Below are 21,646 nucleotides of genomic sequence, written 5' to 3'. Positions count from 1 at the left end.
GTTTTTTATCCTTAAAATCCATTGGGAAAGCTATTAATAAAGTAAAAATCTTACTTTATTAATATTCCCCATAAAAACACTGAAATTAAAACTTAAGCCAAAAATGTCGCCTTCCCGCTAGCTAAATCATAACGACAACCAACAATTTTCAGTTTATTTTCTTTCATCAAACCTCTTAAAATGGTCGAACTTTCTCCCAATCTTTCCGCCTGATATTGGACATTAGCAATAATAGAATTTTCTTCTAAATTGCCAGTCTTATTTCTCACTCTTTCTACAGCAGGTTTGATTTCTTCCACAAAAACGCCAATTCTCCCTGGAAGAGGATCACCTTTAGCGGCTGCTATCACTGCACCACATCTTGCATGACCGACAACGACAATTAATTGTGCGCCTAACACAGCTGTAGCAAATTCTAGACTACCTATAGCAGTTTGACTGGCAACATTACCAGCCACCCGAACAACAAATAAATCTCCTAATCCCTGATCGAAAACTATTTCCGAAGGTACTCTAGAATCTGCACAGCCCAGTATAGCTGCAAATGGATATTGCGCTTCAGCAGTTTCTTGTAAACGTAATCTTGATTGGTGAGGGTATAAGCGCTTACCCTCAACAAAGCGCTTATTTCCTTCAAGTAACCTAGCTAAAGCAGTTTGTGGATTCACTGGTTGAGGTTTTTCTGGAGGATTTGATGGTTTTTGTGCAACAGCAGTTTCTCCTTGCCAAAGTAAACTACCTACAGCACTAGCACCAATACCAATACCACCCACACCAGCTAATCTTAAGAAATTCCGTCTGCCAACAAATCCATTAATTCGGCTCATGATCCCCTCATCTTTACCAGCAAACTTTGACTAGGTTACTGTTAATAAAACTCATAAAATTTCTACCCTAAGACACCATCCAATTGAGAGAAAAGCACCTTTGGGGCAATAAAAAAGTTACGAATTATTGCAACCTAGTATTATCAAGCTTTGTTATTCTCTGGACTATACCAAAATTTTGTCTAACAATTGTACTAATTTGTTATTTAAGAAAATTATGGTAACACGAAGTATATATCATTTCCTTTTAAGTACCAGTACTATCTATGGGTTAGTAATTCATAATTGTTAAAAAATATTACTTTTTGCAGATATTTGAATTTTTCTAGTAATATGAGTGTAATTAAGAATAATAAGTTGAACTTTCTCAATTAGCCCAATTAAATACAGGACTTACGCAACTGGCACTTGGGGTAGGGTGCGTCAGATGTGGAAAATCCACAGAATATGTACGAAATTATTGTGGCTGACGCACCCTACAGTTAGTTTGATGATGACACTTGCGTAAGTCCTATAGATATTATATTGGTGAGCAAGTTTTTACTTACCCACATATCCTATTAGGAAATAACAGATATTTGTCCTGTGTTGATGTTGTAAGCAGCTCCAACAATTGTGAGTTTGCCTTGATTAATTAATTGCTCTATGACCGTTGATTTTTCTTTGAGCTTTTCTGCTTGGTATTGAATATTAGCTTGAATTGCGGCTTGAGCAAAATTTTTGCTGGTAGATTTTACCATTGTCAGGGCGGGTTTGATATCTTCCACAAAGTCCCCAATTTTGCCGGGAAGTGGTTCATTTTTGATAGCAGCTGCCACAGCACCACAGTTTTCATGACCCAACACCACAATTAACCTTGTACCTAATACAGATGTAGCGTATTCTAAGCTAGCGATCGCCATATCACTAGCAATATTACCCGCAACTCGCACCACAAATAAATCCCCAAGTCCCTGGTCGAAAACAATTTCCGCAGGGACTCTAGAATCTGCACATCCTAATATTGCTGCAAAAGGATACTGTGCTTTGGCGATCGCTTGCAACCGTCGCCGTGATTGGTTAGGATATTTTGGTGTACCTTTAACAAACCTTCGATTACCATCCAGTAAAAGTTTTAAAGCTTGTTGTGAATTTACTGGATTAAGATTGATTGATTTAGCATCAGCACTAGCTGGTTGTTTACCGATAAGCTGATTACAACCGCCAACAGCAACAGCCAAGCTAGCCGTACCTGTCAAGCTTAAAAAATGACGACGACCAATAAATCCATTAATGCGACTCATTCAACTACCCAACAACAGTTTTCCCGTTGCCAGAAAGATACCAAACTTAACAAAGGCGGGAGAGTACCTTCGTATACGGTTTAGTTGACAGTTGACAGTTATCAGTTATCAGTTATCAGTTATCAGTTGTGCCTTTCCCCCTTTCCCCCTTCCCCCTTTCCCCCTTCCCCAGTCCCCAATTAATGCCCTTTCCCTGCACCCAAATACAATTCGGCTACCTTGGGATCATTCAACAACTCTTGTCCGGGGCCGGATATTGCATCGCGTCCTGACTCTAGTACATAACCACGGTTTGCCATTTCTAGGGCTTTGCGGGCATTTTGTTCTACTAGAATAATCGCTGTTCCCCCTTGGTTGATTTGTTTAATCTGTTCAAATACTTGTGTTACGAGAATTGGGGATAGGGCGGCTGAAGGTTCATCTAAAACTAGTAAACTGGGTTCTAACATTAGGGCTTTACCCATCGCTAGCATCTGACGTTCTCCACCGGAGAGAGTACCGGCGCGTTGACGACGGCGATCGCTTAATCTAGGAAACATGGTAAATATTCTGTCTTTCAATGGTTGCAAGCTATCATTGCGAATAAAAGCCCCCATCTCTAAGTTTTCTTCCACACTCAAGGAAGGAAAGACATTAGCAATTTGTGGCACATAGCACATTCCCAGGCGCACAATTTGATTTGATTTGAGTCCAGCAATATTCTTACCTTTAAAATTAATTGTGCCTGTGTGGGGAGTCAAAAGTCCAAAAATGGTTTTTGCTAAGGTAGACTTACCAGCACCATTAGGGCCAATTACTGTGACTAATTCCCCTGCTTCAACCCGGAAATTAACACCTTGCAAGATATCCACATCCTTGATGTATCCTGCATGAACGTTCTCAACTTCTAGCAGAGGAGGGAAATTTGGTGCTGAACCTGACATAAAATCCTTTATTTTTAAAATGATAAAACATAGGTGATCAACCTATGTTTGCGAAAAAACTTAATTATAATTTATCAACTCTGCTGCTAAACGATTTTCTTTTTTTCTTGATACCTGTTGTTAAGTAGAGTCCCAGCAAAGACAAAGCACCCAAGCCACTAGGTTCTGGAACCCTCCTTTTTCTGCCAGTCGCAGTTACCCGGCCTCTTAGTCTTTCATTATCACCCACTTCGGCAGCGTAAAAATATAATGGTTGCTGTTCATAGGTCGAGACTGTTTGGGTAAGGTTCAATATAAGTTGTCCACCGTCGCCAAAACTCATAAATCCTCTAGCGGTGTTATCAGTTATGGCATTGGCATCGAAATTACCTAGTGTGGCAATATCGTTATCAACACAATATTGATTATCACCACATTTTTTAGTCCCGAATAAATGGTCGCCCTTAAACAAGTCCCTGAACTTTGAGTTGCCAGGATCACGCTGAGTTCCTGCTACAAATTTAGTATGCTCTGAGTTGAAATCAAATACACTTAATCCAGTAAGATTCTTGATATCTTCGGCATTTGTAATTAACTTATCACTGATTTTAACTGCATCTAAATCCAAACCAGTAAATCGGCCTGGAGAACCTCCTATGCCTATGATGTCGCTAATTTGAATTGCAGTAATATCATAGCCAGTTGGCAAACTAGCTCTATAAATCGCGGTTCCGGCTCCATTTCTGATATTTTTATTGATTATTCCTTCTAACCGTGTAAAGGTAAGCTCAAATGTTGCTGCTGTGGCTTTTGGCAATCCTAGCAAGTTAATTGCTGCAAAAGATAGACTCAAGACGCAGAACTGAACAAGAGGTAAGATACTTAGCCTTTTCATGATTTCTTATGATTATTTATTATGTACGTATTTTTACTACTTTGGATGAAGTAGTCTAGTTAATAAGCTGTTACGATTTTAATTCACATCCATCAATAATCAAGTTAGTTGTTGGTTAACTTTTAACAGCTGATAGTTAACAGGCAATACATGATGTACAAGTTAAACTCATGACAGTATAGTCACTGTTAAATTACTAGATAGCTTTCTATTTTTTACAATAAATTGAGTAATCTTTGATATTTATTTGATAATTTAGTAATAATTTCGTACATTCATATAAAAAACAGGCACTCTCCAAGTTGAGGAGATGCCTGTTAATATAAGTAAGTTCCCTGAGTACCTAATCTGTCAAGAAACACAGGGGTGTAGGTTACAGGTTACAGGTTACAGGGAATAGCAGGGGAGCAACCCACCCCTAGCCCCTCCCTGGAGGGGAATGGAGCAGGGGAGCAGAGGAGAATAAAAACTATCACCTATCACCTGTCACCTGTCACCTGTCACCTGTCACCTGTCACCTGTGTTTCTTAAAAGTAATTGTAATTACGGAGTTTTTTGCAAATCAGGTCTTTCTTCTGGGACGATCGCATTTTCTACGGGACATACTTGCAAGCAAATACCACAATCAATACAAGTAGAAAAATCAATCCAATACCAATCTGTTCCCTTAACATTTTTACCAGGGCCTTCATGAATACAAGCCACTGGGCAAGCATCTACGCAGTCGGCAACACCTTCACAGACATCAGTAACAATAGTGTGTGGCATATTCCCTCTCTTTAGTCAATAGTCAATAGTCAATAGTCATTAGTCAACAGTTACAAGATTTTTAAACTGTGGACTATGGACTATGGACTCACCTTTTCAATTATTGGTGATCCATCGGCTTTAATCCAAGCGATCTGGGCAATACCGCGATCGCGGGCGTATTCTTGAATAGCTGGCTGATCTTTTCCACCCAGGTCTATTTCTACTCTTACCAAATCAGCAGATTCACGTAGTTTTTGGGCGTAGGCAAAGGCTGCACCTTGGGCTGTGGGTGTTTCTGGGACAACTAACCAATCACTCGCCGGGGTTTCTTGTGGTAATTGCTGAGTAGATAACAGAACTTGATATAAATCTTCAATGTTGAGGACAAATCCAATCCCCGGAATGTTTTCCCCTTGGGGATGATATAGCCCTAAAAGCTGGTCGTAGCGTCCACCACGTCCTAAAGTTCTGGCTTGTGCATCAATGCTGCTGACAATCTCAAAGACAATACCAGTGTAGTAGTCTATGGTTTGAATCAGGCTCAGGTCGAGAATTATGGGAAATTTGCCCCCAGATTCTAATAACTCTACCAAAGATTTGAGGTTATTGACCGCCTCTTGTTGTTCTGCATCTAAATTGAGGCTACTGACTTTTTGCAACACATCAGCGCTGTTTCCGCGCAAGTCTAGCATGATTCTGGCACGATCGCGCAGTTCGTCAGTTAGGGGGAGAGTATCTATAGTAATGCGGTCAAGATGGGCGATCGCACTCCGCACTTTGGCGCGTAAATTCACCGGGAAAGCATTGAGGAGCGATCGCGTGATTCCCGCTTCGCCTAAAATTAAATGCCAATCCTGTAAACCTAGTGCTGTCAAGCAATTACCTACCAACAGCAAAACTTCTGCATTTGCCAAAAGTCCGCCACCACCCAACAATTCCACACCAGCTTGATAAAACTCTTGCTGACGATTATGGCGATTTTCCCAGATGCGGCGAAAGACATTGGCATTGTAGTACAGGCGCTGCGGATAAGTAACGCTTGCCATGCGCGTAACAACAGCACGAGCAATAGAAGCCGTCAACTCTGGACGCAGCCCTAATTCTTCATCTTCCGAACTTTGCAGTTGAATCACCATCTGACGTTGAATTGCTTCACCCGCCATCAAGGTGTCCATGCGTTCCAACGTTGAGGTGATGATTCTGTGATAACCCCAACGGTGAAACACTTGTTGTAACTTATCTTCAATCCAGCGTTTTTGAGCCACATCTAGGGGTAGTAAATCCCTCGCTCCCGCTGCTGGTTGATACACCATTAATCCTCCGTTATGTGATTCCCCACGCTGATTTACTATATTTGTCTCAAACACCTTGTGGTTGGTAGTAATTTGCTAGTGGCGTGGTCAGCTGGTGTATCATAACATTTTGAAGGTTAGAGTCCTCCGCTAATGTGCAACAGCACTTAGCATCAGTCACCGACTATTTTTTCTTCCCACCAAACAAACCACCGAACAAACCACCGCCAGATTTTTCCGGCTGTTTATCGCCAGTATTGGCAGGTGTCTTGACATTAGAACTACTAGACTGTTGACCTAGAACTTTATCTATTTTAGGTTTCCATGCCAATGCTGTTGCATCTTTGGGGTCTAATTTTAGTGCATTATCAAAATGAATTTTAGCCATTTTCAATTTATTTTGTCGCATATAAACAAAAGCCAACAAACTATGACAACGGCTACTTTTAGGTGAGATTTTCAGTGCGTCTTTTAACTCTATTTCGGCTGGGGGAAATTGGTTTTTTTCAATTAAAGTTTGAGCGCGGCGCAGATACTGTTCAACAGATGAATCTTCTTTAGGGGGTTCTGGTGGAGGTGGTGCAGGTGTTTGTTTTGGTTGGGGAGGAGCGGAGTTAACAGGAGGTTTAGCGGCTGGTGGAGCAAAATTTTTCCCAGCCGTCCGCATCAAGTAAACTAAATTCAACTCGCTGATTTGGGAAATGATGGTTATCGCCTCTTTAAGCGAGTTATATTGAGTCTCCGCGATTTTGGCGATCGCACTTTTATAAACTAGATCGATATTGGGCGCTGATGCTAGCTGTTTGGCTAAATCAGTAGTCAATTCTATCGAAGCAGATTCCTGTAATAAACGCTTACCCATTTGAGATAACACTATGATGTACTCCGAACGAGTTCGTTCTGCTGATAGTGTCTCGTAGGCTGGGTTAACCAACTTAGATAATAGTTCGCTGGCTAATTTTTTTTCTGCCTGAGTAGTGATAGAACTGCTATCGGGGTGCAAGTGACGAGCAATTTTCAGATATCTTTTGCGGATTTCTTTGACATCCGCATCAACAGACACACACAAGATTGCGTGATGGTCTATGAAATCATATTTAAATAAACCACGATCTATTCTGAGAGACATATAGCGGTTTTGCACCAAGAGAGCCGTAAGATTTTTTCTAGTTTACTGTGCTTGTGTGGCTAAACGTCAGTAGTATACAGCAATTATTTGTTACTCTTTGGCGAATCTTTAATTTATGGTTGGGGACTGGGGATCAAAGACTGGGGATTGGAGGCTGATAACAGGCTGAAGAGGTTGTTTTTATTGGGTTTTGATAATTTTCCTCTGTCCTAATTTAGTTAGCCACTGCTAAATCAAGAAGGTCAGCAAGATCCATCTCATTTCTCAGTAATTCCTCGTATACTTAAGTAAAGTAAACCATAGCCGTAAGCTATAAGGAATTACCAATTACAAGTTCGGGAGCAGAAAGCCCATCGGCTTTTAGCCGTGGGAGTGTCAACATTTTGCTCTGCCGTAACACACCCTACTTAATATTTACTTAAGATTTACTGTATATTTACTTTATAAATAGGCTCTAAGGTGTTTGGTTTTTATTTACTTAAATTATTCATGAGGTTGTTATGTTTCCTCAGATTGAAACTATATTTTTGCGTCAAATGGCTTCGGGCGATCGCCTACATTTACAAGTCTACAAGTTCATCGGCGCTCAACCTGGAAAAAAGGTCTATATTCAATCAAATCTCCACGGCGCAGAAGTCGTTGGGAATGCTGTTATTCATCAGTTAATTGAATATTTTGTATCCATTAAAGACACTGATTTAATTGGAGAAATTTGGCTGGTTCCTGTATGTAATCCTATGGGAACTAATGAACGCGCTCAACATTTTTCCCCAGGGCGATATTGTCCTTATGAATCTAAAGATTGGAATCGCATATTTTGGGATTACGAAAAGGAAGCTGATGATTTACTCAGTTTTTCTAAGTTGCAACTTGATTTGAGTTTAGAAGAAATTCGCCAAAATTATCTGCATCTAATTCAGGAAAAGTTTACTAAAAATCTCACACAAATTAACTCTGCCGCTAGTGTACCCTATACAGAAAGATTCCGCTATCAATTACAATCTCTCAGCTTAGACGCAGATTATTTAATTGATATCCATAGTTCCAATAATCAAGGTTTAGACTATGTTTATTACTTCCGCCATCGGGAAGACAGCGCCAAGTATTTCTTACTAGATTTTGGCATTTTGCTAAATAAATATGATGGTGATGCTTTCGATGAAGCGTTTATTAAACCTTGGTTAGCTTTAGAAGATTGTTTTCAGCAATTGGGTCAGGAAATTCAATTTGATATAGAAGCTTGGACTTTAGAATTGGGTGCGGGAATGCAAATGAATCCTGATTCTGTTGTTAAAGGTATTCAAGGTATCAAAAACTATCTAGCTGAGAAGGGGATTTTACAAACTGATGGCTTACCTTTACCCGCCAGCAAATCTCATGAAATGTATTTTGCCGAAAGTCGGAATCGGAAAAAATATTATGCGATCGCCGGCGGGATGATTCAATCCAGAGTACAATTAGGTACGCAAGTCAAGGCGGGGGACAAACTATATCAAATTCTCAGTTTTAATAAGGAAAATCAGCTACCCAAGCTGATCGACGTATATGCGGCTGATGATGGGTTAGTGTATGATATTTCCACTAATCAAGCTGTTAATCAAGGTGAATTTGTTTTGGGGATTGTTTACTAAAAACCTGCTTTATCTATTCATGGTCATGTATAATCACAAAATTAAATCAGGTAGCGCAGCAATAACTTAAACATACAGCACTCACGCAACTGACACTTGGGGTAGGGTGAGTCAGATGTGGAAAATCCTTGAATCTGTACAAAATTATTGGGGCTGACGCACCCTACATTTAGTTTGATTATGACACTTGCGTAAGTCCTAACATAATAAGAAGTTTTATCATCTATCGAAAAAAGTTAGTAATTGAATCTGCTCAGAAGAAAAGCATAGCATCTACATTAGATCAACCCCCTTAAGGAAAGATAATTTTTATATGTTTATGTATTCATATCTCATTTTTTTGAGAATATATCAAAATGTATTAAGTAGTAGATTAAACTGAAACAAGACAGTTCCCCCGAAAATCCCAGGGTGAATTTGTGCGGGTTATGTGTCTGAAGAAAAAACTAACTTATCCCAGCTAGAAAATATGACGGCGGAACTAACAGTGGCTAGTATTGATAATTACATTTCTCCCTTCTCAGGCGAAGTATCAATCCCCCAAGCTCCACCTGAATTTAAATCGGGTTTTATCGGCATTATCGGTCGTCCTAATGTCGGTAAATCTACTTTGATGAATCAATTAGTTGGACAAAAAATTGCCATTACCTCGCCAGTAGCCCAAACAACACGCAATCGTTTAAGGGGAATTGTCACTACACCAGAGGCGCAGTTAATTTTCGTGGATACACCAGGAATTCACAAACCCCATCATCAATTAGGTGAAGTGCTGGTGCAAAATGCCAAAATCGCCATCGAATCTGTAGATGTAGTGTTGTTTGTAGTTGATGGTAGCGTAGCTTGTGGAGCAGGCGATCGCTTCATCGCTGATTTACTCACCCGCAGCCAAACCCCAGTCGTATTAGGTATCAACAAAGTAGACCAACAACCCGCAGATTTCCAATATATAGATGATAGCTACCAACTCTTAGCAGGTGCATATCAATGGCCGATTGTCAAATTTTCCGCTAAGACTGGTGCAGATTTACCCCAGTTACAAAAATTATTGATAGAACATTTAGATCATGGGCCGTTCTACTATCCCCCAGACTTGGTAACAGACCAGCCAGAACGGTTTATTATGGGAGAATTGATTCGTGAGCAGATTTTGCTATTGACCCGTGAAGAAGTACCTCATTCAGTAGCGATCGCTATCGACTTAGTAGAAGAAACACCAACTATCACCCGCGTCTTGGCGACAATTCACGTCGAGCGTGATTCCCAAAAAGGTATCCTTATTGGTAAAGGCGGCTCAATGCTCAAATCAATTGGTAGCGCCGCCCGCGAACAAATTCAAAAGCTAATTGCTGGTAAAGTCTATTTAGAACTATTCGTCAAAGTCCAACCAAAATGGCGACACTCCCGCATCAGATTAGCCGAGTTAGGCTATCGCGTGGAAGAGTAAAAAAGGGACTGGGGACTGGGGACTGGGGAGATGAGGGAGAACTGTTGACTATGGACTATGGACTATGGACTATGGACTGTTGACTAATGACTATGGACTATGGACTATTGACTATTGACTCTTGACTAAATAAATGTCACTAAATACTGGCTATCGTTTAAATTTACCTAATAATGCTTCCCAGTTGCGAGTGTTGATTGTAGAAGATGATCCAATGATGCAACTGGGGTTAGAACAGTCGTTGATGGCGCATCCGCAAATAGAAATTGTCGGACAAGCAGAAGACGGCTACTTGGGTGTGCAAGCAGCACTGAAACTTAAACCAGATTTGGTGGTGATGGATATTGGCTTACCAAGACTTGATGGTATTGCAGCGACACAGCAAATCAAAGCTGCATTACCAGAAACTCATGTGGTGATGTTGACATCACACAAAACAGAGACAGAAATCATTGCGGCACTTTCTAGTGGTGCTGATGCCTATTGTATCAAAGGTGCAAGTGTAGAGCGATTGTTAAATGCGATCGCCTCCGCCGTTGATGGTGCAACTTACCTCGATCCGCAAATTGCGCGTCAAGTGATTGAAAATCTCAAACCCCCCTCACCCAAGGGAAACAGCGCGAATTTATCCGCACGCGAGTTAGAAGTATTAAAACTCATGGTAGAAGGATTGAGTAACCCAGAAATAGCCGAGAAATTATATCTCAGTCCCAATACAGTTAAAACCCACGTCCGGGGGATTATGAATAAATTAGCAGTTGACGATCGCGTACAAGCCGCCGTTGTCGCCTTACGTTCCGGTTTAGTTTGAATTTGTCATTGCTTATTAATCCATAGTTATTTGTGTAGAATTGTAAAAGTTTTGAATCGTTACATTTCTATACCTTTGTGCAAACCCTTGATTTTTCGTTTTTAGGACTTACGCAAGTGTCATCATCAAACTAACTGTAGGGTGCGTCAGCCCCCATAATTTCGTACACATTTAAGTATTTTCCACAAGTGACGCACCCTACCCCATTTGCCAGTTGCGTAAGTCCTGGTTTTCATACGTAAGTAATAAAGCGACAGATATATAGGTAGAAATAGGTAGGGGCGCACAGATGTCATTAGTGTCAACTTAACGTGAAATGGGCGGTTAGAAACCGCATCTACACAAACAAAACCTGCCTACGCAGGTTGAAAAACCCTAATTTCTCGTTAAGTCCGCGCAGGCGGACTTTGCTTGTATAGCCGCGAATTACATTCGCCTGGGCTTAAGTTGACACCTATGCACAGCTGTGCGCCCCTACAGATAATCGATTTGTTGCAAATATTTTTTGAATGGGTATAATTAACCCTGAAAAATTTTACAAAAATAAATTGATTCCCTAAGAAAAATACATATATTTTGGTAATTATAAGGATACTATTTGATTTCTGAAACAATCTACGTATATACGTATTCTTTAAAAATCAAGTATGAATCTTATATACCCTTAATTGTTCACTAATAACTCTTTATGCTCCAACTAATACCTGTAATCATTACCTTAGCAATTGTAATTCTAGGTTTCGTATCTCCCGCTCAAGCGGCGACACCTCGTCCAAGTTGGGTAGAAAATCAAATCTATCAATATAATCATCAATTTGCTGCTCAATTACCTCAAGAACTCGCCACAAAAATGCAAAAGATGACAGCTAACCCTTTTGCTTTTTATCGGGGGACTGCACATATCTTTTACGATGATATGCAAACCTTACCAACTTCAGCATTTGTCAATTCTGCAACCTCAGCTATTTGGTTAGAAGGTGATATGCACATACAGAATCTTGGGGGAATGAGAGATAGTCAGGGTAACAATGTATTTGATACCACCGACTTTGATGAAGGCTATCTCGGCCCCTACATTTGGGACTTGCGCCGAATGGCAGTTTCAATTCTTTTAGCAGCTAAAGAAAATGGTATTAGCGCAAATGATGCTCAAGATGTTGTGCGGAATTTTCTCGATACTTACCTCAACAAAATGAGCGATTTCAAGGGAACTAATGATGAATTATCTTATCGTTTAGAATCTGGTAATACAAACGGTATCGTTAATGATTTAATTCAAAAAGCTGCTAGTAAAACTCGTTCCAGTTTATTAAATCAGTATACTTCTGTTGGTAACAGTGGCAATCGCACCTTCCAAACAACCTCTGAACTTAAAGCCATATCTAGCAGTGACTATTCCAATATTACTGCTGCTATGAATGATTATATAGCTTCAATTCCCAGCAGTAAGCGCTACAGCAATAGTTACTACAATCTCAAAGATATTCATCAAAAACTAGGTTCAGGGACTGGTAATCTCGGCAAGTATCGCTATTATCTCCTAATTGAAGGCCCTACTTCTGCAAACGATGACGATCGCATTTTAGAAATGAAGCAAGAAATAGACAGTGCTGTGGCGATCGCATCTCCCGGTTTGTTACCCAGTTCTTTCTACGATAACAATCAAGGTGCAAGAGTGACAATAGCCACAAAGGCGATGCTATCCAATACTGACCCTTTAGTAGGCTACACCAAAATCAACAATCTTTTCTTCTTGCTTCATGAAAAATCACCTTACCAAGTAGACTTTGATTATCCAAAGCTCACAAGCAAAACAAAATTCCTGGATGCAATGGGATATGCAGGTAAAGTCGTAGCTAAAAACCATGCTATCTCAGACAAAGATTACAATGAGGCGATCGTTCCTTCTAGTGTAGATAAAGAAGTAACCGATATTACAAGCGGTAACAAATCTGCATTTAAAAATGAGATAGTCAACTTCGCCTTAGATTATGCCACTCAAGTTGAGCATGACTATGGCAGTTTTGTCAATGCGTATAAACAAGGTGTGCCACTATATTAGGGAATAGGTAATAGGTGAGGGTGACAAACTGCAAATATTTTCATAAAAGTTGCCTAATACAAATTTTCGATAAAGTTTCGGCAAATAAATGATGTAGAAATCAGTATATTAATTTCTCTATTCAATGAAGAATAAAGTGCATCTTTACAGTTTCTTTGTAAAGGTGAAAAATTAGGCGATCGCCTACAGGGGCGCACATCTTTGCGTCCCTGTAGATCATCCATGTGTTGCCAATCTTGTTGGGATTGGTATTAAAACATTGATGAATTAGAAAATCCTTATAGGAAGCAGCTTTCCTTGCCTTTCTCCTGCTATCACTGACGCTTCTCTTTAGGAAAAATATTATATTTAACCACATTTTATTTCTAAAAACAAAATTTAAGTACATAAATTAATTAAAGAATTAAACCTCATTAAATCTTCAAAAAACACATCAAAAGTTTATCTAATAAAAACTATTTCTTTAAAGAAAATTCGAGGAAAATATCTAATCATAAATGATAAATAAGTAAATCCATGTAAACGCGCAGTATAAAGATTTAATAGATAATGAGTCATTCACCTATATTTCAAAGATTAGTCCGCACAGTGGGAATTGTTCGCTATTGCCAAAAACATCATGTTTCTACGAGCGAAGGATTTGAACTTATTCATCAACTGGAAGAATCGATATCATTGCGTAAGACTAAGCGTCGAAAATTTCTGACTGATTTAGGTAAATTAACAATAGCGGGTGGAACAATTGGTGTAGGGTCTGGTTACTTGCATCGCACCTTTGCAGCACCTTCTTTGATAGATGCAAAGATAGCTATTGTCGGGGCTGGTTTAGCAGGACTCGCTTGTGGTTACGAACTCCAACGTCGAGGAATTAGAGCTACTATATATGAAGCTAGCGATCGCGCAGGAGGACGCTGCTACTCACTTAGTCATATCTTCCCTGGACAAGTAGCCGAAAGAGGCGGAGAATTTATAGACAGTCTCCATAAAACGATGCTGGGATATGCAAAGGAATTTAACTTAGAGTTAGAAGACCTATCCAAAGAACCTGGAGAAGTATCTTATTACTTCAATGGTCAACGTTATCCTGAATCAGCAGTGGTAGAGGAATATCGAGATTTTGTCAGCGCCATACAGGCTGATTTACGTACCATTAAACAACCTACTGCCGATAACTTCACTGTAACAGAGCAGCAATTAGACTGGATTAACCTCCAAGAATATCTTGATAGTCGTGGGGCTGGGACATTGCTGAAAAATATCATCAAAGCTGCATATATTAGTGAGTATGGTCGAGAAATTGACCAACAAAGTTGTTTGAGTTTTCTGCTATTTGCTCATGCAGATAGACGTTCAAATTTTCGCCCTTTTGGTGTATTCAGTGATGAACGATATCATGTAATTGGTGGAAATCAACAGATTGTCGAAGGGCTGAAAAATCGTTTAACAGGGCAGATTCAGTATGGAAGAAAGCTCATTGCTGCTAGAAAAGATAGTGCAGGCCGAATTGAATTAATATTTAACAATGGTTTGATTGCTAAGTTTGATGCTGTTGTATTTTGCCTGCCTTTCTCAACTCTGCGAGAAGTCGATGTAAAAGGGCTGCAACTACCACAATGGAAACTAGATGCTATCAATAATTTAGTTTATGGAACTAACTCCAAACTGATGGTAGGTTTTAATGGTCGTCCTTGGACTACCCTGAATAGTAAGGGTACTGCTTATGCTAAACTCTCCAATATTCAAGGTACTTGGGAAACTAACCCCAGCAAAGCCACATATAACCGAGCAGTATTGACAAATTACACAGGTGGAAATTTGGGTGCAGGACTTGACCCAAAAAATCTTCAAAGGGAAACAGCTAAGTTTATTAATGATCTGAAATTTATCTTTCCTGGTGCAGACATCGCGGCGACAAAAGTCAAAAATAGCGAATATTTAGCTTATTTAGAGAACTGGTCATTAAATGGACTAACAAAAGGCAGCTATACCTGCAACCAACCAGGGTACTTTACAACAATAGCTGGGAATGAAGGCAAATCTATAGATAATATTTACTTTGCAGGAGAACATACTAATTCATTTTATGAATGGCAAGGCTTTATGGAAGGTGCTGCACTCTCAGGGGTGAATGCGGCAAAGCAAATTCTCAAACTCTTTCACAAATAAAACCACAGTATCCAACCAAAAATCTTTCCTTCCCAGTCCTCCATCCTACCGATTATGACTACGCTCTAGTTCCAAATCATCCCAAGATGCTGGGTCTTCTAAAGGTTCAAGATGAGTAATAACATTGCTCCCAGGCAAGGCTTCAATGATTCTCAACTCAATAGTTTCACATAAATCATGCCCTTGTCGCACCGTCCAAGCACCTGGGACTAGAACATGAAACGAAATAAAACGTCTTGTTCCCGCCATCCGAGTCCGCATAGCATGAAACTGAATCCCTTGGTCAGCGTAATCATCCAGTATCCGCCTGATTAACTCCATTTCTTCATGTGGTAAAGTAGTATCAAGTAAACCAAAAAAAGTTTCCTTCAATAACTTAAACCCCGTCCAAACAATATTCACCGCCACCAAAAAAGCAATAACAGGGTCAAGCACCAACCAACCCGTTACTTTCACCAAAAAAATCCCCACTATCACACCACCAGAAGTCCAGACATCAGTTAATAGATGGTGAGCATCTGCCCGTAAAGTAATAGAACGTAAGCGTCTTCCCGCTTTGAGTAGCACAAAAGCCACCCCCCCATTAACTGCTGTCGCCAATAATGACAACATCAGACCTAAACCCAGTTGAGTGAGTGGTTCTGGATGCTGCAACCGTTCCCAAGCTTCCATTGCAATACTCACAGCCGCCACCACAATTAAAGCCCCTTCCGCCCCGCTAGAAAAATACTCTGCTTTAGTATGGCCGAAAGTATGTTCTGCATCGGCTGGTTTAGCAGCATAAGTTAACGCCCACAGCGCCACAAGCGCCGCCACAAGATTGACAAATGATTCAATAGCATCAGACAGCAACCCTACCGACCCCGTGAGTAGGTAAGCCCCCAGCTTTAAACCAATAGTTACAACTGCTGCGGCGATGGACAGATAAGCATAGGAACGTGCTTTTGCACTACTCATCAAAACTACTCAAATGTGATTTATCAATAACCGTATCCAATCTATCTTGTTTCTTAATCTACCCTGAGATTTTTAGTTTTTTTTAAACAATATAAAGTGAGTTCAATTTCTAGACTTTAAGATACAGCAAAATCCGTATATTGACGCAGTTCTATAGGATGGAAACCTAATACTATATCTTCATGTGGAACACCAGCTTCCAGCAACGCCTCCGCTACAGGCTCAGAAGTACCATCATATTGAATCCAGACCTTATTATTAATAATATCTATATGCACCACCGAACCATGTACCCGACGCACCCCATCCCAACCGACGTGTACAACCTCGTAATGGTCGCGTTCTGAGTCAATCACCGCTTCTGTTTCGATTTGCCCGTTAGCAGGTTTATGAGTAGCGTATGTAAATATCAACTGACGAATAATTTCCCGATAGCGAGTTAATTTATCCATCTGATAATCCTCTGAAGTTGTTCGTCAAAGACAATTATATTTATTCCTATGCTACTGATAATTAACTGACCAAAGCGTTCAGAAAATATTCCTTCGTAAACACGCTTGGGAACTGCTAAATAAATTTGCCGTTGTGGTTCTAATTCTTTCAGCACAGTCCGGTAAATTTCATACTGTCCCACAGCTTCTTGCAGGTCACTTACGGGAGAAGGTTTCAAAAAACTTTTGATTTCCACAGCTATTTTTTCATGACCTCTTTCAGCAGCAATAGTAACTTTCTCAGCCCCAATATCAATGTAAAGTTCTCTACCACCATAGGCGATATAAAAAGGGTCATCTGTAATTGTCCAACCATCTGCTATTAGTGCTTGGATGACTGTAGCATGATAGATATCCTTGGCAGGCATGAGTCAAAGAGATATAGAATAACACAGCTTTAATTTAGCAGGTGCGATCGCCCCCACAACCGCCTGACTAAATCCAAATATAAAACGCCAAAATCACCCACTTTTTCTTAATAACTTTGCGCCTCTGCGCCTTTGCGTGACACATAGTAGGGTGGGCATTGCCCACCACCACCCGCTTATCACAAAAGTGCAAAATTCCCCACAACCTCAAAAACCCCCATCACCTCACAAAACCAAATCACAAACTTGACCACTACTCCCCTAGTTCCACAGCCCCCAACGCCTTCAAACTTAATATCTCCGCCTGGGTTAACCCCTTCACCCCCTTAATCTTCAACCCCGCATATAACTGATGGCTGAAAGTAGCAATACATTCACCAGTCAGCACATCCCACAGCTTAACTGTACTATCACTACTGCCACTAGCCAAAGTCAGACCATCCCCACTCCAGACTACTGACCAAACCGAACCCTTATGACCAGTCAAAGTCAGGCGACAATCCCCAGTCAGCACATCCCACAGTTTCACTGTATTATCAAGACTCCCACTAGCCAGAGTCAGACCATCTCCAGTCCAGGCTACTGACCTAACCCAATCGTTATGACCAGTCAGAGTCAGGCAACAATACCCTGTCAGCACATCCCACAGTTTCACTGTATTATCAAGACTCCCACTAGCCAGAGTCAGACCATCCCCACTCCAAGCTACTGACCAAACCGAATTGTTATGACCAGCCAGAGTCAGGCGACAATACCCTGTCTGCACATCCCACAGTTTCACTGTTCCATCACTACTACCACTAGCTAGAGTCAGACCATCCCCACTCCAGGCTACTGACCAAACCGAATTGTTATGACCAGCCAGAGTCAGGCGACAATACCCTGTCTGCACATCCCACAGTTTCACTGTTCCATCACGACTCCCAGTAGCAATAGTCAGACCATCTCCACTCCAAGCTACTGATTGAACCCAATCATTATGACCAGCCAAAGTCAGACGATAATACCCTGTCTGCACATCCCACAGTTTTACTGTCTGATCATAACTACCACTAACCAAAGTCAGACCATCCCCACTCCAAGCTACTGAATGAACCCAATCATTATGACCAGCTAGAGTCAGGCGACAATACCCTGTCTGTACATCCCACAGTTTCACTATATTATCAGCACTACCACTAGCAATAGTCAGACCATCCTCACTCCAGGCTACTGAGTTAACCGAACCGTTATGACCAGCCAGAGTCAGGCGGCAATCCCCTGTCTGCACATCCCACAGTTTCACTATCCCATCACGACTCCCACTAGCCACAGTCAGACCATCTCCACTCCAGGCTACTGAGTTAACTGAACCGTTATGATCAGCCAGAGTCAGGCGACAATACCCTGTCTGCACATCCCACAGTTTCACTGTCTGATCATAACTACCACTAGCCAAAGTCAGACCATCCCTACTCCAGGCTAGTGACCTAACCCAATCATTATGACCAGCCAGAGTCAGGAGACAATCCCCTGTCTGCACATCCCACAGTTTTACTGTTTTATCACCACTACCACTAGCAATAGTCAGACCATCCCCACTCCAGGCTACTGAGTGAACCCAATCATTATGACCAGCCAGAGTCAGGCGACAATACCTGGTCTGCACATCCCACAGTTTCACTATCCCATCACGACTTCCAGTAGCAATAGTCAGACCATCCCCACTCCAAGCTACTGAGTTAACTGAACCATTATGACCAGCCAGAGTCAGACGACAATACCCTGTCTGCACATCCCACAGTTTCACTATCCCATCACGACTCCCAGTAGCAATAGTCAAACCATCCCCACTCCAGGCTACTGAGTTAACTGAACCGTTATGACCAGCTAGAGTCAGGCGACAATCTCCAGTCTGCACATCCCACAGTTTCACTGTATTATCACGACTACCACTAGCCAAAGTCAGACCATCTCTACTCCAGGCTACTGAGTTAACCGAACTTTTATGACCTATTAAGGTTAGCAACTCCTTACCACTATTAACATTCCACAGCATCACCCTGCCATTTTCCTCTCCTGTTGCCAACAGTTTCCCATCAGGACTAAAAGCAACTGTATAAAGACTGCTCAACACCTTAGCAAAGACAGACTCCTGTAAATCTGCCCCAGTCAAATCAACACTATGCAGACTCGCTCTGCTAAAATCTACACCTGGAAGCACAGTCTGACTCAAATCCTGTCTTTCTAATGCAAAACGATTACCTTTAATTAGTAACTGCACCGCATTACTACCACAGTAACCAGCCTCTACCTCAGTCTTACCTTTCGTTCCTTTAACTACCTCCAACAAACGTTCATTAGCTGACTTTGACAACATCGGACACATCAAATCCAACACAGCTTTTGCTAACAGAGTTTTACCAAAAGTCTGAGTTAAATCAACATCACTAATCCCCTGGTCATAGGGCATAACATCAACAATTTCCCGAAAATCATCAGCTAAAATCCCCAATTCCCTAGCAAATTTATAAGCAACAAAAAACTCTAACAAAGACCGATGAGCCGGATAATAATCACCATCCGCATTACGAATTAACATGGTTTGCCCCATCATGTCATAATGCCAATGGTCTAAATCTTTTTGTTCCTGCACTTCCTGACCGAAACAACGCCGAATGCGGTCAGGAAACTCCTTATAATTGAGAGTCATCGTCTCAGTAGACAGCATTTCCCAAGATAACTCACACAGAAAATATAACTTCTGTGCCATTGAAGTAAAAGTGCGTACAGATTTAATATCCCGTTCCATCTTGTGACGCACAGCATAAAGATAAACACGGGAAATATCTACAGGTTTTCCCGCTTCAATCTCCGGTAAAGCCTCAATAATTAAATCAATCATCACCGGACGACGCGCCAAATCTAATAATTGTTGATTGTGCGTAATATATTCGACAGTTTCCGGTTTAGTTTTAAAGCTGATAACTTGCCTAATTTGTTCATCGTCCAATTTTTCTAATTCCAAAACCTCAAACTGCGGTGGTTCTCCCGTTAAATTTGCAGTCGAAGCCTTTAACTCAGCATTTAATAACCTACGTCCCTCCAAAGCTTCAGGAAAATGTTCTGTGCGACAAGTTAAAATCGCCTTTGCGCCAGGAACAACCACCTTAGCTAGTTCCCAAAAATTATTAATCATAGCTTGACGATCTACCCTTGCAGCCATTTCGTCAAAGCCATCAAAAATTAATAATAATTTACCCATGCGGTTTAGCTGTTCAAAAACAGAATAGTTTGCTAGACGAACTTGATGTTTGCGGAAAAAGAACTCAGAAAATAGAGATTGAATAGTCACCGCTTTTGCATAATCCCGCAAAGGAACGACCACAGGAATACGCGGTAAAGGCGAACCCTCTTGTTTAGCCTGACGATATTTTTTCAAAGCCTCCCAGGCGTAATGAAAAGCAAACCAAGTTTTACCAGTACCAAATTCTCCTAAAATTGATAAATGTTCCTTCACTGGATCAGCCAACCAGATATTAACATAGCGGTCAATCCAACCATCTTCTCTGCCATAGTGACTAATACCAATGCGCCGCTTCGTGGCTAAATCAACCTCTTCCTTAACACAAGCCAACGGCACATAATATTTATCAATGCCCTTTTCTATTACCTGTTGTTCCAACCATTCAAAATAACCAGTAAAATCAGCATCAGCCTCTATTAATTCATCCAAAGTATAACAATAAACACCTGAGTCCTGAAATTTTTCACATTCCTGTCTAGCCAACTTACTGACTCTCCGAGGTGCAACCACCCACCCTTCATCAGTGTTATGTTTTTCTACCCCTTGCTTAACAGCATTCACATCATTAATATTTGCTTCTCCCTCAACCCCCCGAATCAAAATCCGGTCATAACCACGGCGTTTAGGGATATTAATAATCCATTGAAAATATTCAGCTTCTAAAACTTCAGGCTGTTCAAATTTATAACCAAGTGCATTAAACCAATCCCGCAAACTTCGAGCCAATTCCGTCTCCCTCGCTGCTGGTGACGTTGGTAATAATTGCTGATAACTTTGGGCTAATTTATTAATTTGCTCTTGAAGTGCTACTAAATTAAGATTATTAAACTGTTTGCGAATTTGATTTAACGTACCTTGTAAATTATCAATTTTATGGTCTTGTAGAATTTCTGTAGGTGTTCTAGCTCGTTGAGCAACTTCAATAAATAAACGAATAAATTCAGCCAATTCTTGATTATAATCAATATTTTGTCGTTTAATTTCATCACCAATAGCAAAACTGTCAATATAATTATCTAATTTCTGAAAATCAAAATTTTTATTTCCACTAAATGCTTTTTCAAACTCAGTCTGAATCTCATTTTGTCTAAATAACTCTAAAATAACCTTGGGTTTTCCCAAGCCATATTCAATTAAAGTATAAACATAAACACCCTCAAAATCATTTGGTGGTGCATCAGGCTTAAGTCCAAATCTCGGCAAAAGCTGTAACACTTTTTCGCTGTGCCAAAGCTTATCTTGCACATTCTCAACACCCTGACCCACTAACGCACTAATAATGTCATCAATGATAAACATACATCTTATCAATATTTATTAATACAACCCCGACCATAAAATTCGTTATAGGA

17 protein-coding genes are annotated in these 21,646 nt (G+C 40.6%); 5 read left to right on the top strand and 12 right to left on the bottom strand.

Annotation, left to right across the window (positions count from 1 at the left end; all coding sequences use genetic code 11):
- Positions 1-92: 92 nt before the first annotated feature.
- From H6G83_RS01165 to H6G83_RS01135, 7 genes are all read right to left on the bottom strand, one after another.
- Positions 93-827 (bottom strand): carbonic anhydrase, encoded by a 735-nt coding sequence (locus H6G83_RS01165; RefSeq protein WP_190465776.1) that lies wholly within the window; start codon positions 825-827, stop codon positions 93-95.
- A 560-nt stretch (positions 828-1,387) separates the two neighbouring features.
- Entirely contained in the window at positions 1,388-2,110 is a 723-nt protein-coding gene (locus tag H6G83_RS01160; RefSeq protein ID WP_190465775.1) for a carbonic anhydrase, read from the bottom strand.
- A 179-nt stretch (positions 2,111-2,289) separates the two neighbouring features.
- Positions 2,290-3,033: an ABC transporter ATP-binding protein gene (locus tag H6G83_RS01155; protein ID WP_190465773.1), complete on the bottom strand. Its 744-nt coding sequence runs from the start codon at positions 3,031-3,033 to the stop codon at positions 2,290-2,292.
- A gap of 64 nt (positions 3,034-3,097) precedes the next feature.
- Complete coding sequence (locus H6G83_RS01150) at positions 3,098-3,907, bottom strand: PEP-CTERM sorting domain-containing protein (protein WP_190465771.1); 810 nt, start codon at positions 3,905-3,907, stop codon at positions 3,098-3,100.
- Positions 3,908-4,450: 543 nt separating this feature from the next.
- Complete coding sequence (locus H6G83_RS01145) at positions 4,451-4,675, bottom strand: indolepyruvate ferredoxin oxidoreductase subunit alpha (protein ID WP_190465769.1); 225 nt, start codon at positions 4,673-4,675, stop codon at positions 4,451-4,453.
- 80 nt (positions 4,676-4,755) lie between these two features.
- On the bottom strand, positions 4,756-5,970 hold the full coding sequence (locus H6G83_RS01140; RefSeq protein ID WP_190465884.1) for an ATP phosphoribosyltransferase regulatory subunit: 1,215 nt from the start codon (positions 5,968-5,970) through the stop codon (positions 4,756-4,758).
- 163 nt (positions 5,971-6,133) lie between these two features.
- Positions 6,134-7,078 carry a J domain-containing protein gene (locus tag H6G83_RS01135; RefSeq protein WP_190465767.1) on the bottom strand — a complete coding sequence of 315 codons (945 nt, stop codon included), beginning with the start codon at positions 7,076-7,078 and terminating at the stop codon, positions 6,134-6,136.
- A 500-nt stretch (positions 7,079-7,578) separates the two neighbouring features.
- On the opposite strand from H6G83_RS01135, the gene H6G83_RS01130 reads away from it, so the two are divergent.
- The 4 genes from H6G83_RS01130 (at position 7,579) to H6G83_RS01115 (ending at position 13,026) form a co-directional block, all read left to right on the top strand.
- Positions 7,579-8,709: a succinylglutamate desuccinylase/aspartoacylase family protein gene (locus H6G83_RS01130; protein ID WP_190465765.1), complete on the top strand. Its 1,131-nt coding sequence runs from the start codon at positions 7,579-7,581 to the stop codon at positions 8,707-8,709.
- Positions 8,710-9,178: 469 nt separating this feature from the next.
- On the top strand, positions 9,179-10,153 hold the full coding sequence (gene era, locus H6G83_RS01125; RefSeq protein WP_190465882.1) for a GTPase Era: 975 nt from the start codon (positions 9,179-9,181) through the stop codon (positions 10,151-10,153).
- A gap of 133 nt (positions 10,154-10,286) precedes the next feature.
- The gene (locus H6G83_RS01120) at positions 10,287-10,964 is read left to right on the top strand and encodes a response regulator (RefSeq protein WP_190465763.1); all 678 of its coding nucleotides are present in this window, start codon (positions 10,287-10,289) and stop codon (positions 10,962-10,964) included.
- 688 nt (positions 10,965-11,652) lie between these two features.
- The gene (locus H6G83_RS01115) at positions 11,653-13,026 is read left to right on the top strand and encodes a DUF2252 domain-containing protein (protein WP_190465761.1); all 1,374 of its coding nucleotides are present in this window, start codon (positions 11,653-11,655) and stop codon (positions 13,024-13,026) included.
- Positions 13,027-13,079: 53 nt separating this feature from the next.
- Here H6G83_RS01115 and H6G83_RS01110 read toward each other — a convergent pair whose 3' ends face one another.
- Positions 13,080-13,250: a hypothetical protein gene (locus H6G83_RS01110; RefSeq protein WP_190465759.1), complete on the bottom strand. Its 171-nt coding sequence runs from the start codon at positions 13,248-13,250 to the stop codon at positions 13,080-13,082.
- Positions 13,251-13,575: 325 nt separating this feature from the next.
- On the opposite strand from H6G83_RS01110, the gene H6G83_RS01105 reads away from it, so the two are divergent.
- Positions 13,576-15,192 carry a flavin monoamine oxidase family protein gene (locus H6G83_RS01105; protein WP_190465757.1) on the top strand — a complete coding sequence of 539 codons (1,617 nt, stop codon included), beginning with the start codon at positions 13,576-13,578 and terminating at the stop codon, positions 15,190-15,192.
- A gap of 45 nt (positions 15,193-15,237) precedes the next feature.
- Here the strand turns inward: H6G83_RS01105 and H6G83_RS01100 are convergent, their stop codons facing one another.
- The 4 genes from H6G83_RS01100 to H6G83_RS01085 all read right to left on the bottom strand — a co-directional run bounded on the left by H6G83_RS01100 (position 15,238) and on the right by H6G83_RS01085 (position 21,593).
- Positions 15,238-16,149, bottom strand: coding sequence for a cation diffusion facilitator family transporter (locus H6G83_RS01100; RefSeq protein WP_190465754.1), 912 nt, complete (start codon positions 16,147-16,149; stop codon positions 15,238-15,240).
- Positions 16,150-16,265: 116 nt separating this feature from the next.
- The gene (locus H6G83_RS01095; protein WP_190465752.1) at positions 16,266-16,601 is read right to left on the bottom strand and encodes a XisI protein; all 336 of its coding nucleotides are present in this window, start codon (positions 16,599-16,601) and stop codon (positions 16,266-16,268) included.
- Complete coding sequence (locus H6G83_RS01090; RefSeq protein WP_190465751.1) at positions 16,589-17,008, bottom strand: XisH family protein; 420 nt, start codon at positions 17,006-17,008, stop codon at positions 16,589-16,591. The genes H6G83_RS01095 and H6G83_RS01090 overlap by 13 nt, the downstream gene beginning before the upstream one ends.
- 253 nt (positions 17,009-17,261) lie before the next feature.
- Positions 17,262-21,593, bottom strand: coding sequence for a pentapeptide repeat-containing protein (locus H6G83_RS01085; protein ID WP_190465749.1), 4,332 nt, complete (start codon positions 21,591-21,593; stop codon positions 17,262-17,264).
- Positions 21,594-21,646 lie beyond the last annotated feature (53 nt).

Origin of the sequence: Anabaena azotica FACHB-119 (assembly GCF_014697625.1) — a bacterium.
GTDB lineage: Bacteria > Cyanobacteriota > Cyanobacteriia > Cyanobacteriales > Nostocaceae > Trichormus > Trichormus azoticus_A.
This window is presented reverse-complemented; position numbering and strand designations above follow the sequence as displayed.

Excerpts from the sequence above, each read along its gene's own strand:
- H6G83_RS01165 (WP_190465776.1), bottom strand. The coding sequence starts at position 827 with ATGAGCCGAATTAATGGATTTGTTGGCAGACGGAATTTCTTAAGATTA.
- H6G83_RS01160 (WP_190465775.1), bottom strand. The coding sequence starts at position 2,110 with ATGAGTCGCATTAATGGATTTATTGGTCGTCGTCATTTTTTAAGCTTG.
- H6G83_RS01155 (WP_190465773.1), bottom strand. The coding sequence starts at position 3,033 with ATGTCAGGTTCAGCACCAAATTTCCCTCCTCTGCTAGAAGTTGAGAAC.
- H6G83_RS01150 (WP_190465771.1), bottom strand. The coding sequence starts at position 3,907 with ATGAAAAGGCTAAGTATCTTACCTCTTGTTCAGTTCTGCGTCTTGAGT.
- H6G83_RS01145 (WP_190465769.1), bottom strand. The coding sequence starts at position 4,675 with ATGCCACACACTATTGTTACTGATGTCTGTGAAGGTGTTGCCGACTGC.
- H6G83_RS01140 (WP_190465884.1), bottom strand. The coding sequence starts at position 5,970 with ATGGTGTATCAACCAGCAGCGGGAGCGAGGGATTTACTACCCCTAGAT.
- H6G83_RS01135 (WP_190465767.1), bottom strand. The coding sequence starts at position 7,078 with ATGTCTCTCAGAATAGATCGTGGTTTATTTAAATATGATTTCATAGAC.
- H6G83_RS01130 (WP_190465765.1), top strand. The coding sequence starts at position 7,579 with ATGTTTCCTCAGATTGAAACTATATTTTTGCGTCAAATGGCTTCGGGC.
- era (WP_190465882.1), top strand. The coding sequence starts at position 9,179 with ATGACGGCGGAACTAACAGTGGCTAGTATTGATAATTACATTTCTCCC.
- H6G83_RS01120 (WP_190465763.1), top strand. The coding sequence starts at position 10,287 with ATGTCACTAAATACTGGCTATCGTTTAAATTTACCTAATAATGCTTCC.
- H6G83_RS01115 (WP_190465761.1), top strand. The coding sequence starts at position 11,653 with ATGCTCCAACTAATACCTGTAATCATTACCTTAGCAATTGTAATTCTA.
- H6G83_RS01110 (WP_190465759.1), bottom strand. The coding sequence starts at position 13,250 with ATGGATGATCTACAGGGACGCAAAGATGTGCGCCCCTGTAGGCGATCG.
- H6G83_RS01105 (WP_190465757.1), top strand. The coding sequence starts at position 13,576 with ATGAGTCATTCACCTATATTTCAAAGATTAGTCCGCACAGTGGGAATT.
- H6G83_RS01100 (WP_190465754.1), bottom strand. The coding sequence starts at position 16,149 with ATGAGTAGTGCAAAAGCACGTTCCTATGCTTATCTGTCCATCGCCGCA.
- H6G83_RS01095 (WP_190465752.1), bottom strand. The coding sequence starts at position 16,601 with ATGGATAAATTAACTCGCTATCGGGAAATTATTCGTCAGTTGATATTT.
- H6G83_RS01090 (WP_190465751.1), bottom strand. The coding sequence starts at position 17,008 with ATGCCTGCCAAGGATATCTATCATGCTACAGTCATCCAAGCACTAATA.
- H6G83_RS01085 (WP_190465749.1), bottom strand. The coding sequence starts at position 21,593 with ATGTTTATCATTGATGACATTATTAGTGCGTTAGTGGGTCAGGGTGTT.